Annotated in this window: 15 protein-coding genes and 1 pseudogene; 10 read left to right on the top strand and 6 right to left on the bottom strand. The window is 61.1% G+C overall.

Going from position 1 to position 21,629, the window contains the following annotated elements; translation table 11 throughout:
- Positions 1-218 precede the first annotated feature (218 nt).
- Positions 219-5,471: a Hint domain-containing protein gene (locus tag ROH8110_RS18965; protein WP_281272814.1), complete on the top strand. Its 5,253-nt coding sequence runs from the start codon at positions 219-221 to the stop codon at positions 5,469-5,471.
- A gap of 183 nt (positions 5,472-5,654) precedes the next feature.
- On the opposite strand, the gene ROH8110_RS18055 is transcribed toward ROH8110_RS18965, so the two are convergent.
- Both ROH8110_RS18055 and ROH8110_RS18050 read right to left on the bottom strand, forming a co-directional pair.
- The gene (locus ROH8110_RS18055) at positions 5,655-7,010 is read right to left on the bottom strand and encodes a PepSY-associated TM helix domain-containing protein (RefSeq protein WP_085819197.1); all 1,356 of its coding nucleotides are present in this window, start codon (positions 7,008-7,010) and stop codon (positions 5,655-5,657) included.
- 165 nt (positions 7,011-7,175) lie between these two features.
- Entirely contained in the window at positions 7,176-7,526 is a 351-nt protein-coding gene (locus ROH8110_RS18050) for a hypothetical protein (protein WP_085819196.1), read from the bottom strand.
- Between the two features lie 413 nt (positions 7,527-7,939).
- Between ROH8110_RS18050 and ROH8110_RS18045 the strand changes: the two genes are divergently transcribed.
- The 3 genes from ROH8110_RS18045 to ROH8110_RS18035 are packed head-to-tail and all read left to right on the top strand — an operon-like array spanning position 7,940 to position 13,378.
- Positions 7,940-8,653 carry a Tll0287-like domain-containing protein gene (locus ROH8110_RS18045; protein ID WP_211330798.1) on the top strand — a complete coding sequence of 238 codons (714 nt, stop codon included), beginning with the start codon at positions 7,940-7,942 and terminating at the stop codon, positions 8,651-8,653.
- Between the two features lie 45 nt (positions 8,654-8,698).
- Entirely contained in the window at positions 8,699-11,866 is a 3,168-nt protein-coding gene (locus tag ROH8110_RS18040; protein WP_085819194.1) for a hybrid sensor histidine kinase/response regulator, read from the top strand.
- Between the two features lie 3 nt (positions 11,867-11,869).
- Entirely contained in the window at positions 11,870-13,378 is a 1,509-nt protein-coding gene (locus tag ROH8110_RS18035; RefSeq protein WP_085819193.1) for a response regulator, read from the top strand.
- A gap of 209 nt (positions 13,379-13,587) precedes the next feature.
- Here ROH8110_RS18035 and ROH8110_RS18030 read toward each other — a convergent pair whose 3' ends face one another.
- Positions 13,588-14,037 carry a MarR family winged helix-turn-helix transcriptional regulator gene (locus tag ROH8110_RS18030; RefSeq protein ID WP_139837432.1) on the bottom strand — a complete coding sequence of 150 codons (450 nt, stop codon included), beginning with the start codon at positions 14,035-14,037 and terminating at the stop codon, positions 13,588-13,590.
- 59 nt (positions 14,038-14,096) lie between these two features.
- Between ROH8110_RS18030 and ROH8110_RS18025 the strand changes: the two genes are divergently transcribed.
- Entirely contained in the window at positions 14,097-14,462 is a 366-nt protein-coding gene (locus ROH8110_RS18025; protein ID WP_245962890.1) for a DnaJ family domain-containing protein, read from the top strand.
- Positions 14,463-14,735: 273 nt separating this feature from the next.
- Here ROH8110_RS18025 and ROH8110_RS18020 read toward each other — a convergent pair whose 3' ends face one another.
- Positions 14,736-15,281 carry a cupin domain-containing protein gene (locus ROH8110_RS18020; RefSeq protein ID WP_085819191.1) on the bottom strand — a complete coding sequence of 182 codons (546 nt, stop codon included), beginning with the start codon at positions 15,279-15,281 and terminating at the stop codon, positions 14,736-14,738.
- 239 nt (positions 15,282-15,520) lie between these two features.
- Between ROH8110_RS18020 and ROH8110_RS18015 the strand changes: the two genes are divergently transcribed.
- The 4 genes from ROH8110_RS18015 to hisD all read left to right on the top strand — a co-directional run bounded on the left by ROH8110_RS18015 (position 15,521) and on the right by hisD (position 19,769).
- A complete protein-coding gene (locus ROH8110_RS18015; protein ID WP_085819190.1) occupies positions 15,521-16,567 on the top strand; it encodes a TRAP transporter substrate-binding protein in 1,047 nt (348 codons plus the stop codon).
- Between the two features lie 71 nt (positions 16,568-16,638).
- Positions 16,639-17,112, top strand: coding sequence for a TRAP transporter small permease (locus ROH8110_RS18010; protein WP_085819189.1), 474 nt, complete (start codon positions 16,639-16,641; stop codon positions 17,110-17,112).
- Positions 17,109-18,407 (top strand): TRAP transporter large permease, encoded by a 1,299-nt coding sequence (locus ROH8110_RS18005; protein WP_085819188.1) that lies wholly within the window; start codon positions 17,109-17,111, stop codon positions 18,405-18,407. Before ROH8110_RS18010 ends, ROH8110_RS18005 begins: the two co-directional genes overlap by 4 nt.
- A gap of 75 nt (positions 18,408-18,482) precedes the next feature.
- Positions 18,483-19,769: a histidinol dehydrogenase gene (gene hisD, locus ROH8110_RS18000; RefSeq protein WP_085819187.1), complete on the top strand. Its 1,287-nt coding sequence runs from the start codon at positions 18,483-18,485 to the stop codon at positions 19,767-19,769.
- Between the two features lie 503 nt (positions 19,770-20,272).
- Here hisD and ROH8110_RS17995 read toward each other — a convergent pair.
- Positions 20,273-20,731 carry a hypothetical protein gene (locus ROH8110_RS17995; protein ID WP_085819186.1) on the bottom strand — a complete coding sequence of 153 codons (459 nt, stop codon included), beginning with the start codon at positions 20,729-20,731 and terminating at the stop codon, positions 20,273-20,275.
- Between the two features lie 83 nt (positions 20,732-20,814).
- Between ROH8110_RS17995 and ROH8110_RS17990 the strand changes: the two genes are divergently transcribed.
- Entirely contained in the window at positions 20,815-21,261 is a 447-nt protein-coding gene (locus tag ROH8110_RS17990) for a MarR family winged helix-turn-helix transcriptional regulator (protein ID WP_085819185.1), read from the top strand.
- Between the two features lie 264 nt (positions 21,262-21,525).
- Here ROH8110_RS17990 and ROH8110_RS18590 read toward each other — a convergent pair.
- Positions 21,526-21,629 (bottom strand): annotated as a pseudogene (locus ROH8110_RS18590) (IS5/IS1182 family transposase); the annotation flags it as partial.

Below are 21,629 nucleotides of genomic sequence, written 5' to 3'. Positions count from 1 at the left end.
ATACGGGGGGTGTGTGATCGTCGGGCAGCGCCGGACGAGTACACGGGATGTGGCAGAGGCCGCATCCCAAGGGCGTGTCTACCGCCAACACCTCCTCTTAGCGAATTCAGGGTCGATCGTGCCGGTCGCCGTCATGCTGCAGCGTCGTCTGACCGTCGGGATGCAACAGTTTTGCGGCTTGCCGTTCATGGTGCCCGTCCGCGTGAAGGAGTATGACGATGACCTTTTACTTGTTCGACCCGAAGAGTTCGGTGATCTGGGGCCGCATGTTCCATGATACGGATGGGGACAGTACAGAGAACAACGGCGCTGGCGGGTATGAACCGGATATCGCGGGGCAGGTCGTCACCTTGCTGGACTCGCATGGTAATGTGAAGGCCACCACGACGACGGATGCCAATGGCGAGTATCAGTTCACCGGTCTTGCCGAAGGGTGCTACACCATTCAGTTTCCCACCGCGGTCGGCAACGAGACGCTGGTCGAGAAGGACGTGGGCGCAACAGGCACCGACAGCGATGCGGACCAGGCCACCGGCGAAACCATCGAGATCAACCTCGGCAAGGGTCAGACCGTGGGCGAGATCGATGCGGGCTATCGCGCGGGTCAGAATCTCGATGGGGTTGTCGAAGGCACGGCCAATGCGGAGCTGATCAATGTGGCCTATACCGGCGATCCGGATGGCGACATGATCGACGCGGGCGATGCGGTGCTGCCGGGGGCAGGGCCTGACGATGACATCGTCAATGCGGGTGCGGGCAATGACACGGTGCTGGCGGGTGCCGGCAGTGACGCGGTCTATGCGGGCGCTGGCGACGATTCCGTCGAGGGCGGCGCGGGCGATGACGTGATCTATGGTGACGGCGCGCTCAGCGGCACGCCCGGCGAGATCGGGATCGATCCGATCTCAGGCGCGGATCACACGCTTCTGGTGTGGGACCTGTCACAGGTTTCGGTGGTGAATGCGCCGGGCAATTACGACCCGTTCGAGAACGATGCCAACGGCGAAGATGACGTTGTCGGCTCGACCCTGAGCTTCAATTCGGGCGCGGCACCGACCGCCGTGGGCATCGACGATGGCGGCAGCCGTTTCGACGATGGCGATCTCTCGCAGACCCTGTCGCAATCGGTGACGCTGGATGGCAAATTCGGCCATGTCGGTGCGCGCCTCACGCCGGAATACGCCTATTCGCTGCAAAGCTCGGCAGGTGATCTGGTGAACATCTATGCCGTCGAACTGGGCGGCAACGATGTCGTGGGCTTCGTTTCGGATGCCCCGATCGACACCAGCGAGACCTATACGTTCCTTGGCCGCACCGACACGCATCCCGATGTGTCTTATGCGGACCTGGCGACCGTCTACACGGATGGCAGTGCGCCGGGCGGCGGGGATGATGCCGATTGCCCCGGCGGCGACGATACCCTGCTGGGTGGCGACGGCAATGACACGATCTTCGGCAATGGCGGCAACGATGTCATCGATGGCGGCGCGGGCAACGACCTGATCCATGGCGACAGCGGCCCCACGAGCGGGACTGGCGGCAGCACCGGCACGCCGACGGGCCTTGGCGTGACCCCGATCGCGGGCGCGGATCAGACGCTTCTGGTGTGGGACCTGTCACAGGTTTCGGTGGTGAATGCGCCGGGCAATTACGACCCGTTCGAGAACGATGCCAACGGCGAAGATGACGTTGTCGGCTCGACCCTGAGCTTCAATTCGGGTGCTGCACCGACCGCCGTGGGAATCGACGATGGCGGCAGCCGTTTCGACGATGGCGATCTCTCGCAGACCCTGTCGCAATCGGTGACGCTGGATGGCAAGTTCGGCCATGCCGGTGCGCGCCTGACGCCGGAATACGCCTATTCGCTGCAAAGCTCGGCAGGCGATCTGGTGAACATCTATGCCGTCGAACTGGGCGGCAACGATGTCGTGGGCTTCGTTTCGGATGCCCCGATCGACACCAGCGAGACCTATACGTTCCTTGGCCGCATCGATACGCATCCCGATGTGTCTTATGCGGACCTTGCGACCGTCTATACCGATGGCAGCACGCCGATCCCCGATGACGAGGACGACGATTGCGCCGTGGGCGACGACAACCTGAGCGGCGGCGAGGGCGACGACACCATTTTCGGCGATGGCGGCAACGACACGCTGGATGGCGGCAACGGCAATGACCTCATGTATGGTGATACCGGCATCGGTTCGGGCGGCGCTGGTCCCTCGTCCGCCGATGACTTCGACAAGGTCGCGCTGAAATTCGCGGATGTGCGTCCCGGCTCGGAAACCGCGGGCACGCCCGACAGTGCGGTGGCCGGTTCGAGCGTCATCTACGACAATGTCGCAACGCTCGAAGACGGCACGCAGGTGTCGGCCCGCCTGATCCTGGAAAGCAAGTCCGACGCCCATCTCAAGGTCGACCTGGCCAATGGCTCGGATGGCGAGATCCTGCTGAACGGCAACAACAACTCCGCCATGGAGGGCGAAACCGCGACCTTCCGTCTGGAGTTCTTCGATACGGTCACCGGCGCGCCGGTGGTCCTGGACCCGGCGATCGTGTTCGGCGATCTCGACAGCACGTCCGGCAGCGGCGCCGAAGCCATCACCGTGAACGACCCGAGCCTTGTCAATGTGGGCGTGCCGGCGGATTCCTCGCTGAACGTGAGCTTTGACGGCACCACCCTCGTGGCGACGGGCACCGAGGACAACACGACCCAGAACGACCCCGACGCACAGGTCGAAGCCCTGTTCGCGGGCACCTCGTCGGTGACCTTCACCATGACCGCGCGCGGCGTCAATTCGGGCCTGAATTTCGGGACCAGTGACGACCAGGCATTCGACTACCTGTCGCCCTTCCCCTCGGATGTGCCGGGCGATGACGAGATGCTCGGCGGCGCGGGCGACGATACGATGTTCGGCGAACGCGGCGACGACACGCTCGAAGGCGGCGAGGGCACCGACGTCATGCAGGGTGGAGACGATGACGATACCTTCGTGATCGCCGACCCCGACGATGTGGCGGGCGATGTGGTCATCGGCGGCAACGGCCCCGATGACACGCTCGACAATGACGTGCTGGATCTGCGCGGCCTCGGCCAGGTGGTCATCGACCAGACGGCCGATGCCACGGATTCGGGCGCGGTCAGCGGCACCGTCACGGTCGTCTCCACCGGCGAGACGCTGACCTTCAGCCAGATCGAAACCATCCTGACCGATCCCCAGAACGACGGCGTTGTCGACGGCGAGGAGACCGGCGAGGTGATGGGTGTCGGCTATGACGACTCCAACGCGCCGACCGATGGCGGCGGCGACATGATCACCGATGGCGACGACGTGATCGAGGGCAATGGCGGCGACGACACGATCGATGGCGGCGCGGGCGATGACCTGATCGACGGCGGCGCGGATGACGATGTGATCGCGGGCGGCGACGGCGACGACACGGTTCTCGGCGGTGATGGCAGCGACACGCTGTCGGGCGGCGAGGGCGCGGACACGCTGGAAGGCGGCGCGGGCGATGACGACATCGCGGTGGGCGGCCAGGACGAGGCGGCGGGCGGCACGGGTGACGACGTGTTCACCATCGATCCGACCGATCCGGCGACGGATGTGGACGTGACCATCGACGGCGGCTCGGACGGCACGGACGGCAACCCCGACGGCCCCGAGAATGGCGACGAGGGCGACGTTCTGGACCTGGGCGACCAGAGCGCGCCGCTGGAAGTGACCTTCGGCACCGACCCGGAATCGGGTGTTGTCGACGGGCTGGACGGCGACGCGACCCCGGATATCGCCTTCGAGGAGATCGAGAAAGTCGTGACCGGTTCGGGCGACGACACCATCGACGGCACCGATGCCAATGGCCCGATCAATGTCGAGACCGGAGCAGGCGACGATTCTGTCGATGGCGGCGAGGGTGATGACGTGATCAGCACCGGGCCGGGCAACGACACGGTCGATGCGGGCGACGGTTCGGATACGGTTGACGCCGGGGACGGCGACAACCTGATCGACACGTCCTCTGATGTCGGTGTTGCGCTGCCTGACGATGGCTTCCCGGGTTACGGGCCGGTTCCGCCCATCCCGGCGGACAGCGATCCCAATGACGACCGTGATTTCGTCACCGCGGGTTCGGGAAATGACACGATCATCACCGGCGACGACAACGACACGATCGAAGCGGGCGACGGGGACAACGTGATCGACGCCGGAATCGACGATGACGATGTCACCACCGGTGACGGCAGCGACACCATCGTCGGTGGCGAAGGCAATGACACGATCACCTCTGGTGGCGGCGACGATCTTATCTATGGCGGGCTGGACCCGGCCGTGGTGCCGATCGACGGAACCGATATTCCCGATGCACCGGACGGGGGCAGCTTTGGCCCCGACCCGGACGAGGATAACGGGCGTGACCTGATCGATGCCGGTGCGGGCAATGACACGGTGTTCGGCCAGGATGACGACGATACCATCCATGGCGGCGATGGCGATGACGTGCTGGATGGCGGTGTCGATGACGACCTGATCTTCGGCGATGCCGGCGACGATACGATCATCGGCGGGCAGGGCGCGGATACGCTCTTTGGCGGCGCTGGCTCGGATGTGTTCGAGATCGACGATCGTGAGGATGCCTTTGGCGATGAGATCGACGGCGGCACCGAGGATGGCGATGGCAATCCGGCGACCGACAACGAGAACGATCAGCTTGACCTGCGCGGCCTTGGACGGTTCGAGATCGTGCAGAGCGACGGCACCACGCCGCTTGACCTGAACGCGCCGAACGACCCGGACGGCAACAGCTTTACCGGTCAGGTCAACTTCCTCGATGCCAGCGGCAACGTGGAGGGTGTTCTCAAGTTCACCGAGATCGAGGATATCGTTCCCTGCTTCACGCCGGGCACCGTGATCGCGACACCCAAGGGCGAGCGCCTGGTCGAGGACCTGCAGGTCGGCGACCGGATCATCACCCGCGACAACGGCATCCAGGAGATCCGTTGGCTGGGCCGGCGCGACCTGAAGGGGCGCGAGCTGCTTCAGGCACCGCATCTGAAGCCGGTGCTGGTGCGCGCGGGATCGCTGGGGCATAACCTGCCGGAACGCGATATGGTCGTGAGCCCGAACCACCGCTTGCTGATCAATAACGAGCGCACGGCGCTTTACTTCGAGGAGCGCGAAGTGCTGGCCGCGGCCAAGCATCTGACCGGGCTCGAAGGGGTCGACGCGGTCGAGGCGAGCGGGGTGAGCTATATCCACTTCATGTTCGACAATCACGAGGTGGTTCTGTCGAACGGCGCCTGGACGGAGAGCTTCCAGCCGGGCGAGCAGACGATGGATGGCATGGGCCAGCCGCAGCGGGACGAGATCTTTGAATTGTTCCCGGAACTGCGCGAGGCTGAAGGTTTGAACGCCTATCAGTCGGCCCGACGCTCGCTCAAGAAGCACGAGGCGCGCCTGCTGGTGAAGTAATAGAATGCAGCCGACCGGCGCGCCCCCTCCGCGTGCCGGTCCTCGGGAACGGGTTTAGGGGGCTGTCCCGCTTCCAAGCGGGAACAATCTCGGCGTGTCTGCCGGGATTGTTTCCGTTTCAGGTGTCTATCCTTGGATCGGCCACAAGACGGCGGGCGCCCCGGTGGGCGCCCGCGCCTTTGTTCAGGCGGGTTGGCGGTGGCGTTTGCGCATGAGGTAGAGCGCGGTTTCCACTGCCGCGATGACCAGCATGGTCAGTCCGGCCAGCGGGAAAAAGGCACCTGCGACAACCGCGATGAGCAGGAGGGTGCGCGGGATGCGCCAGTCGGCGGGCATTTGCGGCACGCCGATGCCCTTGGCGGGGCGGCGCTTCCACCACATCACGGCGGCGGAGACCACCAGGAGGACCATCGCCACGCAGGCCGTGAGCAAGACGAGCTGGTTGGCGAGCCCCCAGGCCTGTCCCATATGGATGCTGATCCCCCATTCGGCGGCCCAGCCAAGCGCGCCAAGATCCGCGAGACCCGCATCGTAAAGCACCGCGCCGGTATATTGGTCGAGATGGATCACCCGTTCCTGCGAGATGTCGTCGGGATAGACCGAAGCGGTAAAGACGCCCTCGGGGCCGGATGGCATGTTGAGCGCGTAACCCTTTGCGATACCGAGGTTTTCTACCGTTGCGACCACATCGTCGAGCCCGGCGGGAACGCCTTGGGCGGCGGCGGAGAGGGGCATTGCCTGTTTCTCCATGATCCAGGGGCTGCGATCGAGCGCGTCACCGACAAGGACGGTCGAGGTCGGGTATTTCGACCAGTAGCCGTCCGGCATCCCCAGCCCGACGGCATAGGACATGTCATAGAACTTGCCGCCCCAGATCGCCGACCAGGGCAGGCCGGTAACCGCCAGGAACACGATGAAAGCGCCGACATAAAAGCCGGTGACGGCATGCAGGTCGCGCCAGAGGGGGCGTCCGCGCCGCGCCTTGAGCGTGACCGTCCCGAGCTTCTTGCCGCGCGGCCACCAGAGGTAGATGCCGGTGCCGACCAGAATGACCATCCAGCCCGCGGCGGCCTCGATCACCCGGTTGCCGAACCAGCCGACATATTCGAGCGAGTGCAGCTTGCGTACCACATACATCAGCGGGCTGCCGGCGGCGCCGCCATCCCAGAGCTGACCGAGAACCGTGCCGGAGTAGGGGTTTACGTAGATCGTGTTCTTGAGCCCGTCCTCGCCGACGATCCTGACCTCGGCGGCGCGGTTGTCGGCGGCGGGGGGGTGATAGGCCTTGAGGGTGCCGGGGTGCTGCTCAAGCGCGTTGGCGGTCAGGACCGAGGGTGCGAGCATTTGCGTTTGCGATGGCTCGACCAGGCGCAGCTTGGAATAGGCGGCGTCGTTGATCTCGTCCTTGAATAGATAGATCCCGCCGGTCACGGCGAGGATCAGGACGAAGGGCAGGGTGAGGAGGCCCGCGATGAAATGCCAGCGCCAGACGGCGCGGTAAAGCGCGGAACTGCCCGCGCGTTGAGAGATGTCACTCATGTCGTGATTCCATTGATGGTTCCGGCGCGTCGGGCCGGGAATGTCATGCGAAACGGCGCGCCCCCGGTGTGTACGGACGGGGAGCGGTGCCGATGGGAAAGGCAGGGGAGAGGGCGACGGCACCCGGTGCCGGGCGGCCCGGATCAGGGTGTTGTCGCCGGTCTCTTATGCCGGCGCGGGGGGCGCCCGGACAGAGTGATTGATGTTGCGGGCCTGGACGCTGCGCGCCAATCCCCTGAGCCGTCGCCACGTGTCATGCGGGCGCAGGATCGAGACCAGCGGGTCGGGTTGAAGCGCGGGCGGTTCGCTGAGGAGGTTGCAGAACGGGCAACGGTGTTCCTCGGACGAAGTCGTGCCACAGAACGAGCCGACGGGCACGCCGTAGACCATCGTCATCACCGATATCGCCGCCTGCCCGCGATCAGGTGCCATCCTTGCGGCGGAAATCGTGCCCGAGAGCACGATGACGGCCATGACGGCAAGCACGAACAGGGAATGGGGGCGGCGAAAGGTCATTCTTGAACATAACAATTGCGGCGATGATGAAAATCGTTTTCTGACACGCCGCGCCATTTAAGGCCGACCTTTTTCACGCGGTCCCTGAACCCGTTTCCAAAAGCTGCGGGTGATGCGAAGGGCCTGTCCCGGCCATCGCTGATCCTCGAGTTTGCGGGTCAATTATATCCCGGTTGGTGGGCCATTTTCAGGGGGCTGTTCCACGAGAACGGAGGGGATTCCGAGGGGGAATTGCGCACATGGGCCGGGGCAAGGTTCACCTGCGTGAGCGAAATTTGTGGCGCTGAAGAGGTCGCGTGGCTACACTTCTCGAATTATTTTATTAAAATTTGACGAGGCCAATTATGTGTTTTGCCGCCCCAGGGGGACTGCGTCGTCCCATTTTTCTTATCGGCTTGATCGCTTTCGGCCTCGTGAGTGCCTTCAGTGCTGCGGTCGCCCAAGCCGACAGCGACGAGGCGGTGGAACTTGAAACCGCGCTGCGTTTGGCGTCCTTGCTCCGAGAGGCGCGCGCGGTGATCGGGGCGAACCAGGACCTGATCAACGATCCAGAGCGCGGGGAAAAGGGGCTGACCGGCGCGGTCGTGTTGGAGGTCGCCCGTGAGAACTATCGCAAGGCCAATGGGGTGCCGCCACTCTATGACGGGCAGGGCGCGCGAGAGGCGGCGCTGATTTCGGCGCAGATGCGCGCGATTGGCGACGTGATGGCGGAAAATCAGAGCACCATCAATCGCGAGGGCGTCGGCTTCAAGGGGTTTGTGCCGGCGGTGTTCGGGCGTCTGGTCAATGAGCGCTTCTACGAGCTGGAAGGCGATCAGGCCGTCATCAAGGTGACTGCGCCGCCGCATCTTGTCCGCAATCGCAAGGCGCGCCCTGACGATTGGGAAATCGGCGTGATCGCGGATCATCTGACCTCGGAGGATTGGCCAAGGAACAAGATTTTCGCCGCCGAGGCCAACTACAAAGGTCAACCCGCCTATCGCGTGCTGGTGCCGGAATACTACAGCGAGGGGTGCATCGCCTGCCACGGCGGTCCGAAAGGAGAGATCGACGTCACAGGCTACCCCAAGGAGGGGGGGCAGGTCGGCGACCTCGGCGGCGTGATCAGCATAAGCCTGATGCGTTGACGCCCTGCATGACGCGGCGCCTATTCTATATCGGGATGTGCTGACATGAGCCGGATGCCCATCCTTGCAAGGATTGTCCTGCTGTCCACCGTCCTGTTGGCGTTCCTGATCGCGACCAACACGTTCTTGTCTTCACGGCTGTCCCGCAATGCCGAGGCGATTTCCGACGGCGCCACCGCCATCCGGGTTCTGACCCATGCCAATTCGGCCAGCACCCATTTCGGCGATCTGAAATACTGGTTGTCGGACCTTGCGGTCAGCCTGCTGATGCGGTCCGAAACCAATGCGCTTGCAGCACGGGAGGACCTGGAGGCAGACCTCGAGTTTCTCGAGCCCTATGCGCCGGAGCGCGTGGCCGCAATCCGCTCTGAGATCGAGCCTTATGTGCGTCAGGGGTTTCAGGCTGTCGAAGCCTATACCAACGATCAGAGGGTGCTGGGCAATTCGCTGGTGGCCAAGGGCCATATCCACATCCAGCGGATCGATACCGAGTTGAGCGCGCTCGTGAACGAGCTGGAGGATCTGGCGGTCGCGACCAGCGACGTCGCCTTTGACGAGGCCACGCAGGCAGTGCGCGTATCCTCTGGTCTGGTCGTCGCCGCGGGGCTGGTGGGCACATTGCTCACCCTGCTGGTGGTGGGATCGTTGCGCCGCCCTCTGCACCGGCTCATGGGGGCCATGGACGAGATAACCGCGGGCAATCTGGAGGTGGAACTGCCCGAGCCGGGCCGCGACGAAATCGGCTTGATGGCACGCACGCTGGGCATGTTCCGCGACAGCCTGGCCGAGCGCGAGCGTCTGGCGGCGGCGCACGACAAGGCCGATGCCGAGGTGCGACGTATCAAGGTGCAACTGACCGAGGCGATCGAGGCGATCAACGAGGGGTTTGCTCTCTTTGACGCGGAGGACCGGCTGGTGATCTGCAACCAGCGCTACAAGGAGATGTATGCGCAGATCGGCCTGGATATCGAACCGGGCGTGAGCTTTGCCGAGATCACCCGGCATGTCTCGCAGTCGGGTATCGTCGATGCAAGCGACCCTGCGTGTTGGCTTGAGGCGCGGATTGCCCAGCATCGCGACCCCGCCGAACCGTTCGAGCAGAGGCGCAGCGACGGCACTTGGATGCGGATAAGCGAGCGTCCGACCGAGGCGGGCGGTATCGTTGGCGTCTTTACCGACATCACGCAGGACAAGGCGCGTGAGGCCAAGCTGGAGGAATTGGTCAATTCGCTTGAAGAGGCGCGTGACATCGCGCTGAAATCCACGGTCGCCAAGAGCCAGTTCCTCGCGAATATGAGCCACGAGATCCGCACGCCCATGAATGGCGTGATCGGCATGAGCAACCTGTTGCTGGAGACGGAACTCGACCCCGAACAGCGCGATTTCGCCCGCACCATCAATGACAGCGCCGAGAGCCTGCTTACGATCATCAATGATATTCTGGACTATTCCAAGGTCGAGGCCGGCAAGCTCGATCTTGAAATCCGCTCATTCAATCTGCGCGATTGTGTCGAGGGCGCACTTGATCTGGTGGCGATGGCGGCAGGGCGCAAGGGGCTTGATCTGGCCTATTATATCGAGCCCGCCACCCCGACCGCGATCGTCACGGACGCGACCCGGCTGCGGCAGATCCTGCTCAACCTGCTGAACAACGCGATCAAGTTTACCGAGCAAGGCGATGTCGTCCTGACGGTCGGCGCCGATCCCGAGGTCGATCCCGGCGAGGGTCTATGCGGGCTTCTGTTTACCGTGCGCGACACGGGCATCGGTATCCCGAAGGAACGTCAAGAAGCGCTCTTTGAGTCCTTCAGTCAGGTCGATGCCTCGACCACGCGGCGCTATGGTGGCACGGGGCTGGGGCTGGCAATCAGCAAGCGGCTGGTCGAGCTGATGGGCGGGCGCATCTGGGTGCAGAGCGAACCGGGCGAGGGGGCGACCTTCCATTTCAATCTGACCGTGCCGGTGGGTGCGGATGCGGGCGAGATCAACTTCAATGAGGCGCGACCCGATCTGGATGGCAAGTCCGTGCTGATCGTGGATGACAATGCCACCAATCGCGATCTGCTTTCACGGCAGGTGGCAAACTGGTCGATGCGTCCGATCTGTGCCGAGGGGCCGGAAGAGGCGCTGCGTGTGCTGGCCGGCGGGCGACGGTTTCATGTGGGCATTCTCGACATGCACATGCCGGAGATGGATGGGATCGATCTTGCGCTGCGGCTGCGGTCCGAACCCGCGACACATGATCTGCCGCTCATACTGTTGTCCTCGCTCGGTCAGGCGGTGGATCATGACCGCGAGAAACTGGACAGGGTCGGGTTCTCCGATGTGCTGTCGAAGCCCGTCAAACCGTCTCCGCTGCTCAATGCCCTGGTGAGCCTGTTTGCCGGAAAGCCAATGAGGGTGATTGAACCGATGCAGCGCAAATCCACTGCCTTTGACGCGACCATGGCCGAGCGGCTGCCATTGCGGATCCTGCTCGCTGATGACAACGCCACCAACCTCAAGCTGGGCCGAATGATCCTCAAGCGGCTGGGTTACGGATCTGACGTGGCAGGCAACGGGCTGGAGGTGCTGGATGCGGTGGCGCGGCAGACCTATGACGTGGTGCTGATGGATATCGAGATGCCCGAGATGGACGGGATCGAGGCGACACGCCGTATTCTGGCCGACTATCCCGAGGACACGCGCCCAAAGATCATCGCCGTAACCGCCAACGCGATGGATGGCGACCGCGAGCGTTTTTTCGAGGCCGGTATGAGCGGCTATGTCAGCAAGCCGATCCGGGTCGAGGCGCTGGTCGAAGCGCTCAGGCAGGTTTGCGGGAAGGCTCCGGCGGAAGCTCTCGCCCCCGACGCGCCTGAAGAGCCAGCCGAGTTCGATCCCGCTGCGCTCGATCTGCTGTTGGAGACCATCGGCGGCGACCGCGAGTCGTTGGCCGAACTGATCGATAGTTTTCTCGAGGAGAGCCCGGACCTTGTTTCACGGATCGCCATGGCGGCGGAGGCCCGCGATATCGAGGCGTTGCGACAGGCCGCCCATACGCTGAAGTCGAGCGCAAAGGACTTCGGGGCGGAGCGCCTGTCGCAGCAATGCCGGGAGATCGAGGCCGGGTGCCGGGCGCAGAATCTCGATGTTGCGGTCGCGTTGGCGGCGCGGGTTCCGGATCTATATAGCTCCGCCGAGCGTGCCTTGCGGCAAAGCAGGACGGGCTGAGCCATGAATGAGGATAGTTCCCGCCTTGAGGGTCGAGCGCTTGTCGTCGATGACCACAAGACCAACCGCATCAAGATGGAAATGGCGGTTCGCAATCTCGGCCTTGAGGTCGAATGCGCGGCAAACGGGGTCGAATGCCTGGAAACCTTGCGCGCGCGCGATTTCGACATTGTGCTTCTGGACGTCGTGATGCCGGAAATGGACGGCTTTGAGGTGTTGGGAGCGATCAAGGCCGATCCATCGCTCCGAGACATTCCGGTGATCGTGATCTCATCTCTGGAAGAGATCGAGGACAGTGTGCGCGCGATCGAGCTTGGGGCCGAGGATTTCCTGACCAAGCCGTTCAATCCGGTTATTCTGAAGGCGCGGCTTGGCGCGGGTATCGAGCGCAAGCGGCTACGTGACAAGGAACTGGAATACCTCAGACAGGTCGACCGGCTGGCGGCGGCCTCGGAAGTGATCGAGCGCAAGGATTTCGATCCTGCCCGGCTCGGTCTCGAAGATATCGCGGCGCGTGACGATCAGCTGGGCAACCTGGCACATGTCTTTCTGGGTATGGCCGGCGAGGTTTATCGACGCGAGCAGATGCTTCGCAACCAGATCAACCTCCTCAAGGGCGGCTTTCTGCTCTTGCTGCTGGGGGTGGTTTGGGGCCTGATGCCGTCGCTGTCGCGGATCATCATGGTCGACGGGCTCAACCCGCTTGGCGCGGCCTTCTGGACACTGGTGATCAGTGCGGCGATGATGATTGTGGTGTCGGTTGCGACCGGACGTTATCCGCGCCTGAGCGGTTCGGCGATCCGACAATATCTGATCCTTGGGCTTTTCGGGAACGCGCTGTCGCAACTCTTGTTGCTCTGGTCTGCGTCACATGTGCCGGCGATGCTGATCTCGATCATCCTCGCGGCGGAATCTTTCATGGTCTTCATCATCGCCGCGTCCCTCGGGTTGGAAGCGCCCAGTCTCAAACGATTTATCGGCTTGTGTCTCGGCCTTGCCTGCGTCCTGCTGATCATCGTGCCGGGGCAGGAACTGGCAGGGGTCGGCGGCTGGATGTGGATATTGCTCGCGCTTGGTGTGCCGTTCTGCTACGCGGTCGAGGACATAATCGTGGCCGCCCTGCCCGAAGACGGGGCGGACCCGATCGCCACCGCGACTGGTACCGTCGTGGCGGCGGCGTTGATCATGGCCCCGATTACGCTGCTATCAGGAACGTTCATCGCGCCCTCTGTGGCGCTGGCGAGTTATGGCTGGGCCTTCGCGCTGATCGCGGCAGTCAGTTCTTTCAGCAGCGTGCTTCTGGTCTACACCATCCGCACCACCGGTGCGGTGTTTGCCAGCCAGGCGGGCTATGCGATGACCGCCGCCGGTATTTTCTGGAGCGTGCTGCTGTTGCAGGAGACGATGAGCGTCTGGGTCTGGGCGGCGCTGACCTGCCTGGTGTCGGGTCTCGCGCTCGTGATGCCCAAACAGGTGGAAGAGGCCGCCGAGGCGAATGCCCGTCCGCTTTGAACTGAGTCCCTTCCTGATACGAGGTGCCTGCACCATGTCGCAGGCCTCAGTCGGCCGTCGCATCACGCGATAGAACCTTGCTGCGCGGACCCGTGCTGCTCGTGTCTTCAGATTGCATGAGTGGCAGGTTCGACTGGGGACGCAGATATTCAAGGCGTAGCTTCACATGTCCGGTTCGGGGGTTCTGTTCCGTCCAGACCTCATGGCAATCAGGGTTTTGAGAATGCCTCGTAGAGCGCATGTTGGACGTTGTAGAAGGCCTCGATCTGCTCTGATGTGAACCTTTCTGCAAATGCCGCGAATTCCGTCATCTCCCGCGATCTGATCTCTTCGATCATCTTTCGGCTCTCTTGCGTCAGGCTGTAGATCATTGCGCCCTTGCGTTGTGGGTTATCCGTTGCCGAGACCATTCCCTTCGCGACCATTTCCTTGAGTTCGCGCCCGACAAACTGCCGTTTCACATCCAGTGCCTTGGTGATTTTGGGCGCAGTCGCAGGACCGATGGCCAACAGAACCTCGAGAATGGCCCGCTGCCCGACACCTATACCCGTGCCGGAAAGATCAGCTTCCACCCTGCTTGTTATGTATCTCAGGAGCGGACGGGTGAGTTGGACGCCTGCGTAGAGCTGTTCGGCGGGGGAAAGTGTATTGCGTTGCATGAAAAATCACATATCAGAGGCTTTGATTTTGTCAATCAAGTTGACAAATCCGCTCCAATATGGCAACTCAGTTGACATTGGGAGTTTCCAAACGTGAGGCCGACATGAAGTGGAGCGCATTGTCCGAGCGCCAGATCCTCAAGGCGCAGGCGGAAGGGCAGCTGGACGACCTGAAGGGCGCGGGAAAGCCATTGGCACCCAGATCCGGAAACGATGTGGATTCAACGGGCTTCCGGATCATGGCCGAGGCAGGTGTTCTTCCTCGAGAGATCGAGCTCAAGAAGGCCGTCGATGAACAACACAAGAGGTTGGCGGCGACGGTGGGAGAGGCGGAGCGCAAACGCGAAATGGCCAAGCTGGCTGATCTTCAGCTCAGGTTGTCGATCGAGCAGGAGGCGCGACGGAAATACTACCGAACATCTTGAGGCTGGGCGGTGTCAGGCCGGTTCGACCCTGGGCCCAGAGGGGGCAGGGTGGCTGGCACCCAAGCACGCCCCCTTTTGACCGACGGCGCACCACACGCAACGGGTTTCACCGCTGATTTTGACGAACACGTCATCCGGACGGGATTGCCGGTTCTACCAAGCCCGGAATCGCCGAACTCGGCAGGGCGAGATTCCGTGGCAAACTCGGTGTCGGGACGAATGAGGGGCATTTCGCATATTGCTCGGACGCCCGACATCTGGCCCGTTCTTTCTTCAATAGCTTGGTGGTGAAATCGCGCTGACAATTTCAGCTTTGGTAGTTCCGACGTTGCGGAAACGGTGAAATTCGCGGCTGTCAAAATAATATCCGTCGCCTTTCTTCAAAACGCGTGTCGCCTGGCCGACGGTCAGTTCCACCTCCCCGGACATGATGTAACCTGCTTCCTGTGCGACGTGGGTGAGCATTTCACCGCTATCCGCACCGATCGAATAGGTTTCACGCAGGAACTGGATGCTGCGATATGGATGGTTGAGCCCGATAATCTTGTAAGAGATGTTTTCGGGATTGCCGATTTCGGGCAACTCGTCAGCCAGATAAAACGGGCTGGTTCCGCCCTCGCGTATTCCACTGAGAAATTCCGAAAGACGACTTCCCAATGCGTCCAGAACAGCCTGAAGCGTATCAATCGTCGGGCTGATCTTGTCTCGTTCTATGAGCGAAATCGTGGCGTGGGATACCCCGGATCGGTTTGCCAGCTCGCGTGTGCTTAGGTGACGACGGTGGCGCAGGTGTTTGAGGTTTGTGCCGATCTTGGCCATTATAGTATCCGAATTAGGCGTTTTTTCCAGTTTTATTCTTTAATATAGGATCATACGTGGAAAGTATACTTTCCATTTGGGTGGATGGACCTGTTCAAACGTGCCGCGCCTGATAGTGTCCGCGTTCATGTTCGTTCACTTCGTAAAGGTGAGGTGGAGGGGCAGAAATCAACGTGATTGCATCTCGTCGGGACAGCTTGCGTCAGCGCATCCAGGCGTATGGCATGGAGGAGTGAAGCATGACACTAAATATCAATTTTTCGGTTCGTGGCCACCTGCGCGCAGCGCTGGGGATTTCCAGCCTGGCTGGAATGATGGCGATTGCCGCCCCTGCGCTTGCAGAGGAGATGACTCTTCAGATCGGGACGATTGAATCCCCGACGGGTGCAAACTCCCTTGGCTGGCAGGCGTTCGAGCAATATGTCGAAGCATCCAGCGATATCGAGATCGACCTGCTGCATTCCGGTCAGCTTGGCGATACCGAGAAGCTTCTTGAAAGCACGATGCTTGGGATCAGCAAGATGGCCCAGGGCGACGAAACACTGACCGGGGCTTATGCCCCGATGATGACTTGGTTCACGCCCTATCTGTTCGCAGACGAATTCGTGATGAAAGAGTTTTTCGCCAGCGAAACCTTTGCCGAGCTGAATGACGCGATGGCTGAAGAGCTGGGGGTGCGTGCGTTGGCGGCATCGCCCTACGGGTTCTACAACTTCATCAATAAAACGCGCCCGATCGAAAAGCTTGAGGATCTGGACGGGTTGAAACTGCGCACCTTGCCTAGCAGCCAGTTGACGATCAAGGCCTGGGAAGGGCTTGGGGCCGCGGCTACGCCCGTGTCTTGGGGTGAAATCTATACTTCGATCAAAACTGGTGTGATCGATGGGCTGGGCCACACGATTGGCATCATGGTCGACCAGAAATATTACGAGGTCGCCAAGAATGTGACGCTGGACAACAGCATCGGTGTCGTCAACTTCTACCTTGTGAACGAAGCCTTCTGGCAATCGCTGAGCGAGGAAGAACAGGAAGTTCTGAAGCGTGGGGCGCAGATCGGCGCGGCGGCCGAGTTCGGTATCGCCTCGTATAGAAACCGTGTCGAGGGTCTGGCGACTTTGGCTGAGAACGGCGTGGATATCCGTCCGATCTCGCGCGAAGAACGCAATCGTTTGCGCGAAGCGGCACAGGCCAGTGTTCTGCCTTGGATGCAGGACCAGGTTGATCCGGCTCTTATCGAGAAGGTATTCGCCGAGGTCGAAGCCATCGAAGCACGACTGGGGCGTTAAGACTCCGGATTGCTGGACCGGCCTTTATTCGGGCCGGTCCCTACACTTTTCAGTTGGCCCCCGAGAGCGTCATGAAACACATGTTCAAAATTCTTGATGCGACTTTGCGACTTTGCATCGGGGCTTGCATGGCGGGGATCATGCTTGCGGTCGGACTGCAGGTCGTTGCACGCGCCACCATCGGGGCCTTTTCGTGGCCCGAGGAATTAAGCGTGATACTCATGATCTGGGGGCTGATGTTGGCGGCCGCCTATGTGTTGAACGAGCGTGGCCATGTGGGCATTTCATTGCTTGTGGAGCGCTTTGGCGCCCGTACAGGGGCCGCGATCAATGCACTCATGCATTTCCTGATCATTCTGTTTTCTCTGGCCGTGATTTATGGCGCGTATTTCAAGGTCAGCTCTGTCTGGAGCCTGACCACCGGTGCGCTTGGGGTCAGCCGGGCCATTCCAAATCTTGCCATCCCGACAAGCTGCGTCTTGTTCATCCTGGTATCCATACGCCTCATTTGGATCGATCTTGCGTACTGGAGGGCAAAGCGATGACCCTTCTGGCACTTTGCATAACATTCCTTGTGCTGTTGATGCTGGGAATGCCGATAGCCTTCGTCATTGGCATGTCCTGTCTGGTTGCACTTGTCGTCAGTGGCGAAAGCATGATCCTGCTGCCGCATTTCATGTTCATCGGTATCGATTCCTTCGTGTTGGTCGCGGTCCCGATGTTCGTGCTGGCGGGGGAGATCATGCTCAAGGGCAAGATGACCAGTGCTCTGACCGATTTCGCCGATATCCTAGTGGGCAGGTTTCGCGGGGGGATGGGGCATACCAACATTGCCGCAAGCGTGTTCTTTGCCGGGATAACCGGATCGGCGTCTGCCGATACGACTGCCCTTGGTTCGGTCCTTATTCCGACAATGGCAGAACGCGGGTACAGCCGCGCCTACGCGACTGCGGTGACGATCGCGTCGTCGGTCATAGGCCCGATCATTCCGCCCAGCCTGACCTTTGTGATCTACGCCATGGCTGTCGGCGGCGTATCCATTGGAGAGCTTTTCGTAGCGGGGATCATTCCCGGCCTTCTGGTCGCGCTGGCGCTCATGGTGATGAACTACCGAATTTCCCTTGCCCGGAATTATGAGAAACGCACTGAGCGGTATTCCTGGCGGTTCATCGGGGCCACATTCAGGGCAAGCATTCTGGTTCTGGTGATGCCGCTGTTGATTGTCTTCGGCGTGCTGAGTGGCGAATTCACCGCGACCGAGGCTGCGGCAGTGGCGTCCATTTATGCATTGGTCATTTGCATGGCCGTGACACGCACTTTGGATGTCCGGGATTTGCCTGGTTTTCTGTTCAGTACCGCCAAGACAAGCTCAATCATGTTCCTGCTTTTGGCCACGAGTTCGGTGCTAAGCTATATTCTTGCCACGCAAGGTGTTCCGCAACTGATCGCAAGTGCGTTCGAGGCAGTGACGGACAACAAGTATGTTTTCCTATTGCTGTTGAACATCATTCTTCTGCTGATCGGCATCGTGCTGGATCTGTTCCCTGCCATCATCATCTTCGGGCCGATCTTTGCGACGATCGCACAAGGGTATGGCGTCGATCCCGTGCATTTCGGTGTCATCTTTTGCGTCAATCTGCTGCTTGGCCTGAACACGCCGCCTGTTGGCTCTGGCCTGTTCATCGGTGCCGCTGTGGGCAAGGTCCGACTCGAAGAACTGATCCGCGAAGTGCGGCCCTTCATTCTGATGGAACTGCTTGTGGTGCTGATTATCACCTATGTTCCTTTCCTGACCACGACACTTCCCCGCAGCCTGACTGCGTTGCTGGGCAGTCCCTGATCGCAACCTTCACCGTCTCTAATTCATCACCATGTGCCTGCTATCGGCAGTGTACCAATTCAGAGGGATATCCTTATGACCCAGAGTTCGAAAACCATGGCCGGTGTCAGCTTTGTAAAGAGGCCCGGCCGAAATGCCGTATCGGATAATGCTCCGGTAGAGAAAACAGTATCCGAGGTTCTGGATGCGGTCCGCACGCGCGGGGACGCGGCCGTCAGCGAATACTCCATGAAATTCGATCAGGCCGATCTGGCGGCCTTCGAGGTAAGCGATGCAGAGCGTCAGAAGGCGCTGGATGATCTGGATCCGCAAAGCCGCGCCGATACCCAGTTTGCCATCGACAATGTGCGCGCGTTTGCCGAGGCACAGCTGGCGACGATCCTTCCGCTGGAAGTTGAGCCGCTGCCGGGTGTGCATATGGGACATCGCGTTATTCCGATGGAACGTGTCGGCTGCTATGTGCCGGGCGGGCGCTATCCGTTGCTTTCGGCGCCGGTCATGACAATCGTACCGGCGAAAGTGGCCGGAGTAGGGGAAGTGGTTGCCTGCTTGCCGCCGAACGCCCACCCGGCCATGATTGCCGGGTGTCACCTGTCGGGGGCTGACCGGATCTTCCGTATCGGGGGGGCGCAGGCCATTGCCGCGATGGCGTTTGGCACTGAATCAGTTCCCAGCGTCGACAAGATCGTTGGTCCCGGCAATGCCTTCGTGAATGAGGCCAAGCGCCAGGTTTTCGGTCCCATAGGTATCGACCAATTGGCAGGCCCGTCGGAGATCTTCGTTTTGGCCGATGAAACGGGTGATGCGGAAATGATCGCGACGGACATGCTGGCGCAGGCCGAGCATGATGTGCGCACCAGGGTTGGGTTGATTACCACGGACGAGGCACTTGCCAAGGCCGTCGAGGCTGAGGTGGATCGCCAGTTGAAGGGTCTCTCGACCGCCGAAACGGCCGGAACGGCATGGCGCGACTACGGCGAGATTGCTCTTTGCGAGGACGAAGCGGCAATGATTGCGTATTCTGATCACATCGCCGCCGAGCATTTGCAGGTTCATACCGCCGATGCGCACGGCCTGGCCAAGAAGTTGCGTAATTATGGTTCGCTGTTCATCGGTGAACTGGCCAGCGTGGTGTATTCGGACAAGTGTTCCGGCACCAACCATACGCTGCCCACCATGGCGGCGGGTCGCTACACAGGCGGATTGTGGGTCGGTACATATGTCAAGATTGCGACGCATCAGTGGTTAACCGCTGATGGCGTTAAGCAGGTCGCGCCGCCCGCTGCGCGCCAGGCGGCGACTGAAGGTATGGAAGGTCATCGCCGCGCGGCGCAGATGCGTCTGGATCGTCTTCAAGCATAAGAAAGGTCCATGTGGACCTTGAAAGGGGGGCATTGCGATTGATAGATCGCAGTGCCCCTTTGCCTGAGCCGAAGCGTGAACGGCGGCCGTTTCTTGCAGACTTTGCATGCGTCGGACATGGGTCATGGCGCGTTCTCGTTGCCGGACGGCGAATGCGAATTCTCGGCACGGTGGAAAGCGGTATCGAGCCGTCGATCCGGATTTCGCACTTGGCTACATGACACTGAGACACGTTCCAGGAGGCCAGATTGTGCGCCGTCCACTTCTGTTGAAAAGGGCTGCAAGCTGTCCCTGGCGTAGAGGTCGTGGATGGTCGCACTTGGCCGGTCTTGACGAGGAGCGTCTCGCCGCGCGCGCAAACTTGTCTCGACAATCCTGGGTCACTTCGGGCTCATCGCTGTCGTTCGCGGCGCTATTCACCAATGACCGCAACGCGGGGCAGGGTTGCCGTTCGGAGATTCGAGATCAAGGTCCCCTTCGGCATGCCGCCTCGATGGAAGACATCATGCGCCACTGGCATCAGGGCGCCGTGCCCGTCTGCGCGAGAGCCGCAGTCCATCGCGCATGTTGAGGCTCAGCAGGGTGATGTTGGCGGCACCTGCTATCAACTCAATTGCCTGGATCACATAAAATTCCATATCGAAAGCGCCCGCCTGCGCCTTGAAGGACAGGTACAGCGCGGACGGTATCAAGATAAGGATGCCGTTGGCGGCAATGAAGGGCATCCGCTTTTTCTTGGCGTCGATCAGCGGGCCGCGCATCCGTTTTCCCAGCCTGAATCCCGAACCGCCCGCTGCCATCAGGGCAGGAATCAGAACGAAGAAACCGTAGGGAACCAACGTCTTGACGGTCGTGACCGCCTGCTCTCCGGCAAACGCTTCTGACCAGGCGGTAGCGAGCCAGAAACTCAGGATCGTCATCAGTGCGACGGTGCCCGCGATAGGATGAATAGCCTTTGACATTAGAAGTATCCTCGATCGCCTATTGTATATAGCCTGCTATATATAACTTGAATAGCAAGCTATGCAAGTGATATGAATCGGTCATGGCATTTGCGAAGGATCAGTCAGCGGGATATCTCGCGAACCACATGGCGCGCATCTTCGCGCACGGCCTGACCGCGCGGATCAAGCCTCTGGGCCTGACCACCGGTACGTTCCCCGCACTTCTGGAGCTTTGGGAAACCGACGGGTTGACCCAGAAGCAACTCGTCGAGCGGCTCGATATCGAACAGGCGACAATGGCCAATACGCTGGCCCGTATGGAGCGGGATGGTCTGGTTGTTCGCAAGAAGGATACGAACGACGGACGGGTTCAGCGCGTCTGGCTGACAGATCGCGCCCGTGACTTGCGGGGTCCGGCCATCGCGGCGGCGCAAGAAGAGAATGCGGTGCGGCTTGCGGGGCTCACCGAAGATGAAAGACGCCAGTTCATCGCGCTGCTTCAGAAGGTCATAAGAACCAAGACACCAGGAGAGCCACGCGATGCGTGAACGGCAAATTCCGCAAAGCCGGCCTCCGAGCCTGTTGCAGCATTCGCCAGGATGGGCGCGAACGAGACATTCGGTGCACGAGCAATAGTTGCCGCTTTCCGCGCAGAGCAACCCTAGCGAAACGCATTGGCCATAAGCTGCATTGTTCGAGCGTTTTTACTCGCACTGACCAGCACTGCCGTTGAAAGGTTGCGGCGACGCCCCGGCACCGTGAGGGAAAAGGACCTGAGATGCATATCGACTAGGGTCTGGACTCATTGAGTTTCAAAGCCAGTAGATGACGATGGCCGCGAGAGCGATGGCTGACAGGAAGACCTTTGGGCACCTGTCGTAACGGGTCGCAACACGCCTCCAATCCTTGAGCCTGC

It is taken from the genome of Roseovarius halotolerans, from assembly GCF_900172255.1.
In the GTDB taxonomy this organism is placed as follows: domain Bacteria; phylum Pseudomonadota; class Alphaproteobacteria; order Rhodobacterales; family Rhodobacteraceae; genus Roseovarius; species Roseovarius halotolerans.
Note: the sequence above shows the minus strand (reverse complement) of the source record. Positions and strands in the feature narration are given on the sequence as shown.

Coding starts and splice junctions, on each gene's coding strand:
- ROH8110_RS18050 (WP_085819196.1), bottom strand. CDS start 7,526: ATGACCTTTCGCCGCCCCCATTCCCTGTTCGTGCTTGCCGTCATGGCC.
- ROH8110_RS17990 (WP_085819185.1), top strand. CDS start 20,815: ATGGCATTTGCGAAGGATCAGTCAGCGGGATATCTCGCGAACCACATG.
- ROH8110_RS18030 (WP_139837432.1), bottom strand. CDS start 14,037: ATGCAACGCAATACACTTTCCCCCGCCGAACAGCTCTACGCAGGCGTC.
- ROH8110_RS18015 (WP_085819190.1), top strand. CDS start 15,521: ATGACACTAAATATCAATTTTTCGGTTCGTGGCCACCTGCGCGCAGCG.
- ROH8110_RS18965 (WP_281272814.1), top strand. CDS start 219: ATGACCTTTTACTTGTTCGACCCGAAGAGTTCGGTGATCTGGGGCCGC.
- ROH8110_RS18025 (WP_245962890.1), top strand. CDS start 14,097: ATGGCAACTCAGTTGACATTGGGAGTTTCCAAACGTGAGGCCGACATG.
- ROH8110_RS18010 (WP_085819189.1), top strand. CDS start 16,639: ATGAAACACATGTTCAAAATTCTTGATGCGACTTTGCGACTTTGCATC.
- ROH8110_RS17995 (WP_085819186.1), bottom strand. CDS start 20,731: ATGTCAAAGGCTATTCATCCTATCGCGGGCACCGTCGCACTGATGACG.
- ROH8110_RS18020 (WP_085819191.1), bottom strand. CDS start 15,281: ATGGCCAAGATCGGCACAAACCTCAAACACCTGCGCCACCGTCGTCAC.
- hisD (WP_085819187.1), top strand. CDS start 18,483: ATGACCCAGAGTTCGAAAACCATGGCCGGTGTCAGCTTTGTAAAGAGG.
- ROH8110_RS18055 (WP_085819197.1), bottom strand. CDS start 7,010: ATGAGTGACATCTCTCAACGCGCGGGCAGTTCCGCGCTTTACCGCGCC.
- ROH8110_RS18005 (WP_085819188.1), top strand. CDS start 17,109: ATGACCCTTCTGGCACTTTGCATAACATTCCTTGTGCTGTTGATGCTG.
- ROH8110_RS18040 (WP_085819194.1), top strand. CDS start 8,699: ATGAGCCGGATGCCCATCCTTGCAAGGATTGTCCTGCTGTCCACCGTC.
- ROH8110_RS18035 (WP_085819193.1), top strand. CDS start 11,870: ATGAATGAGGATAGTTCCCGCCTTGAGGGTCGAGCGCTTGTCGTCGAT.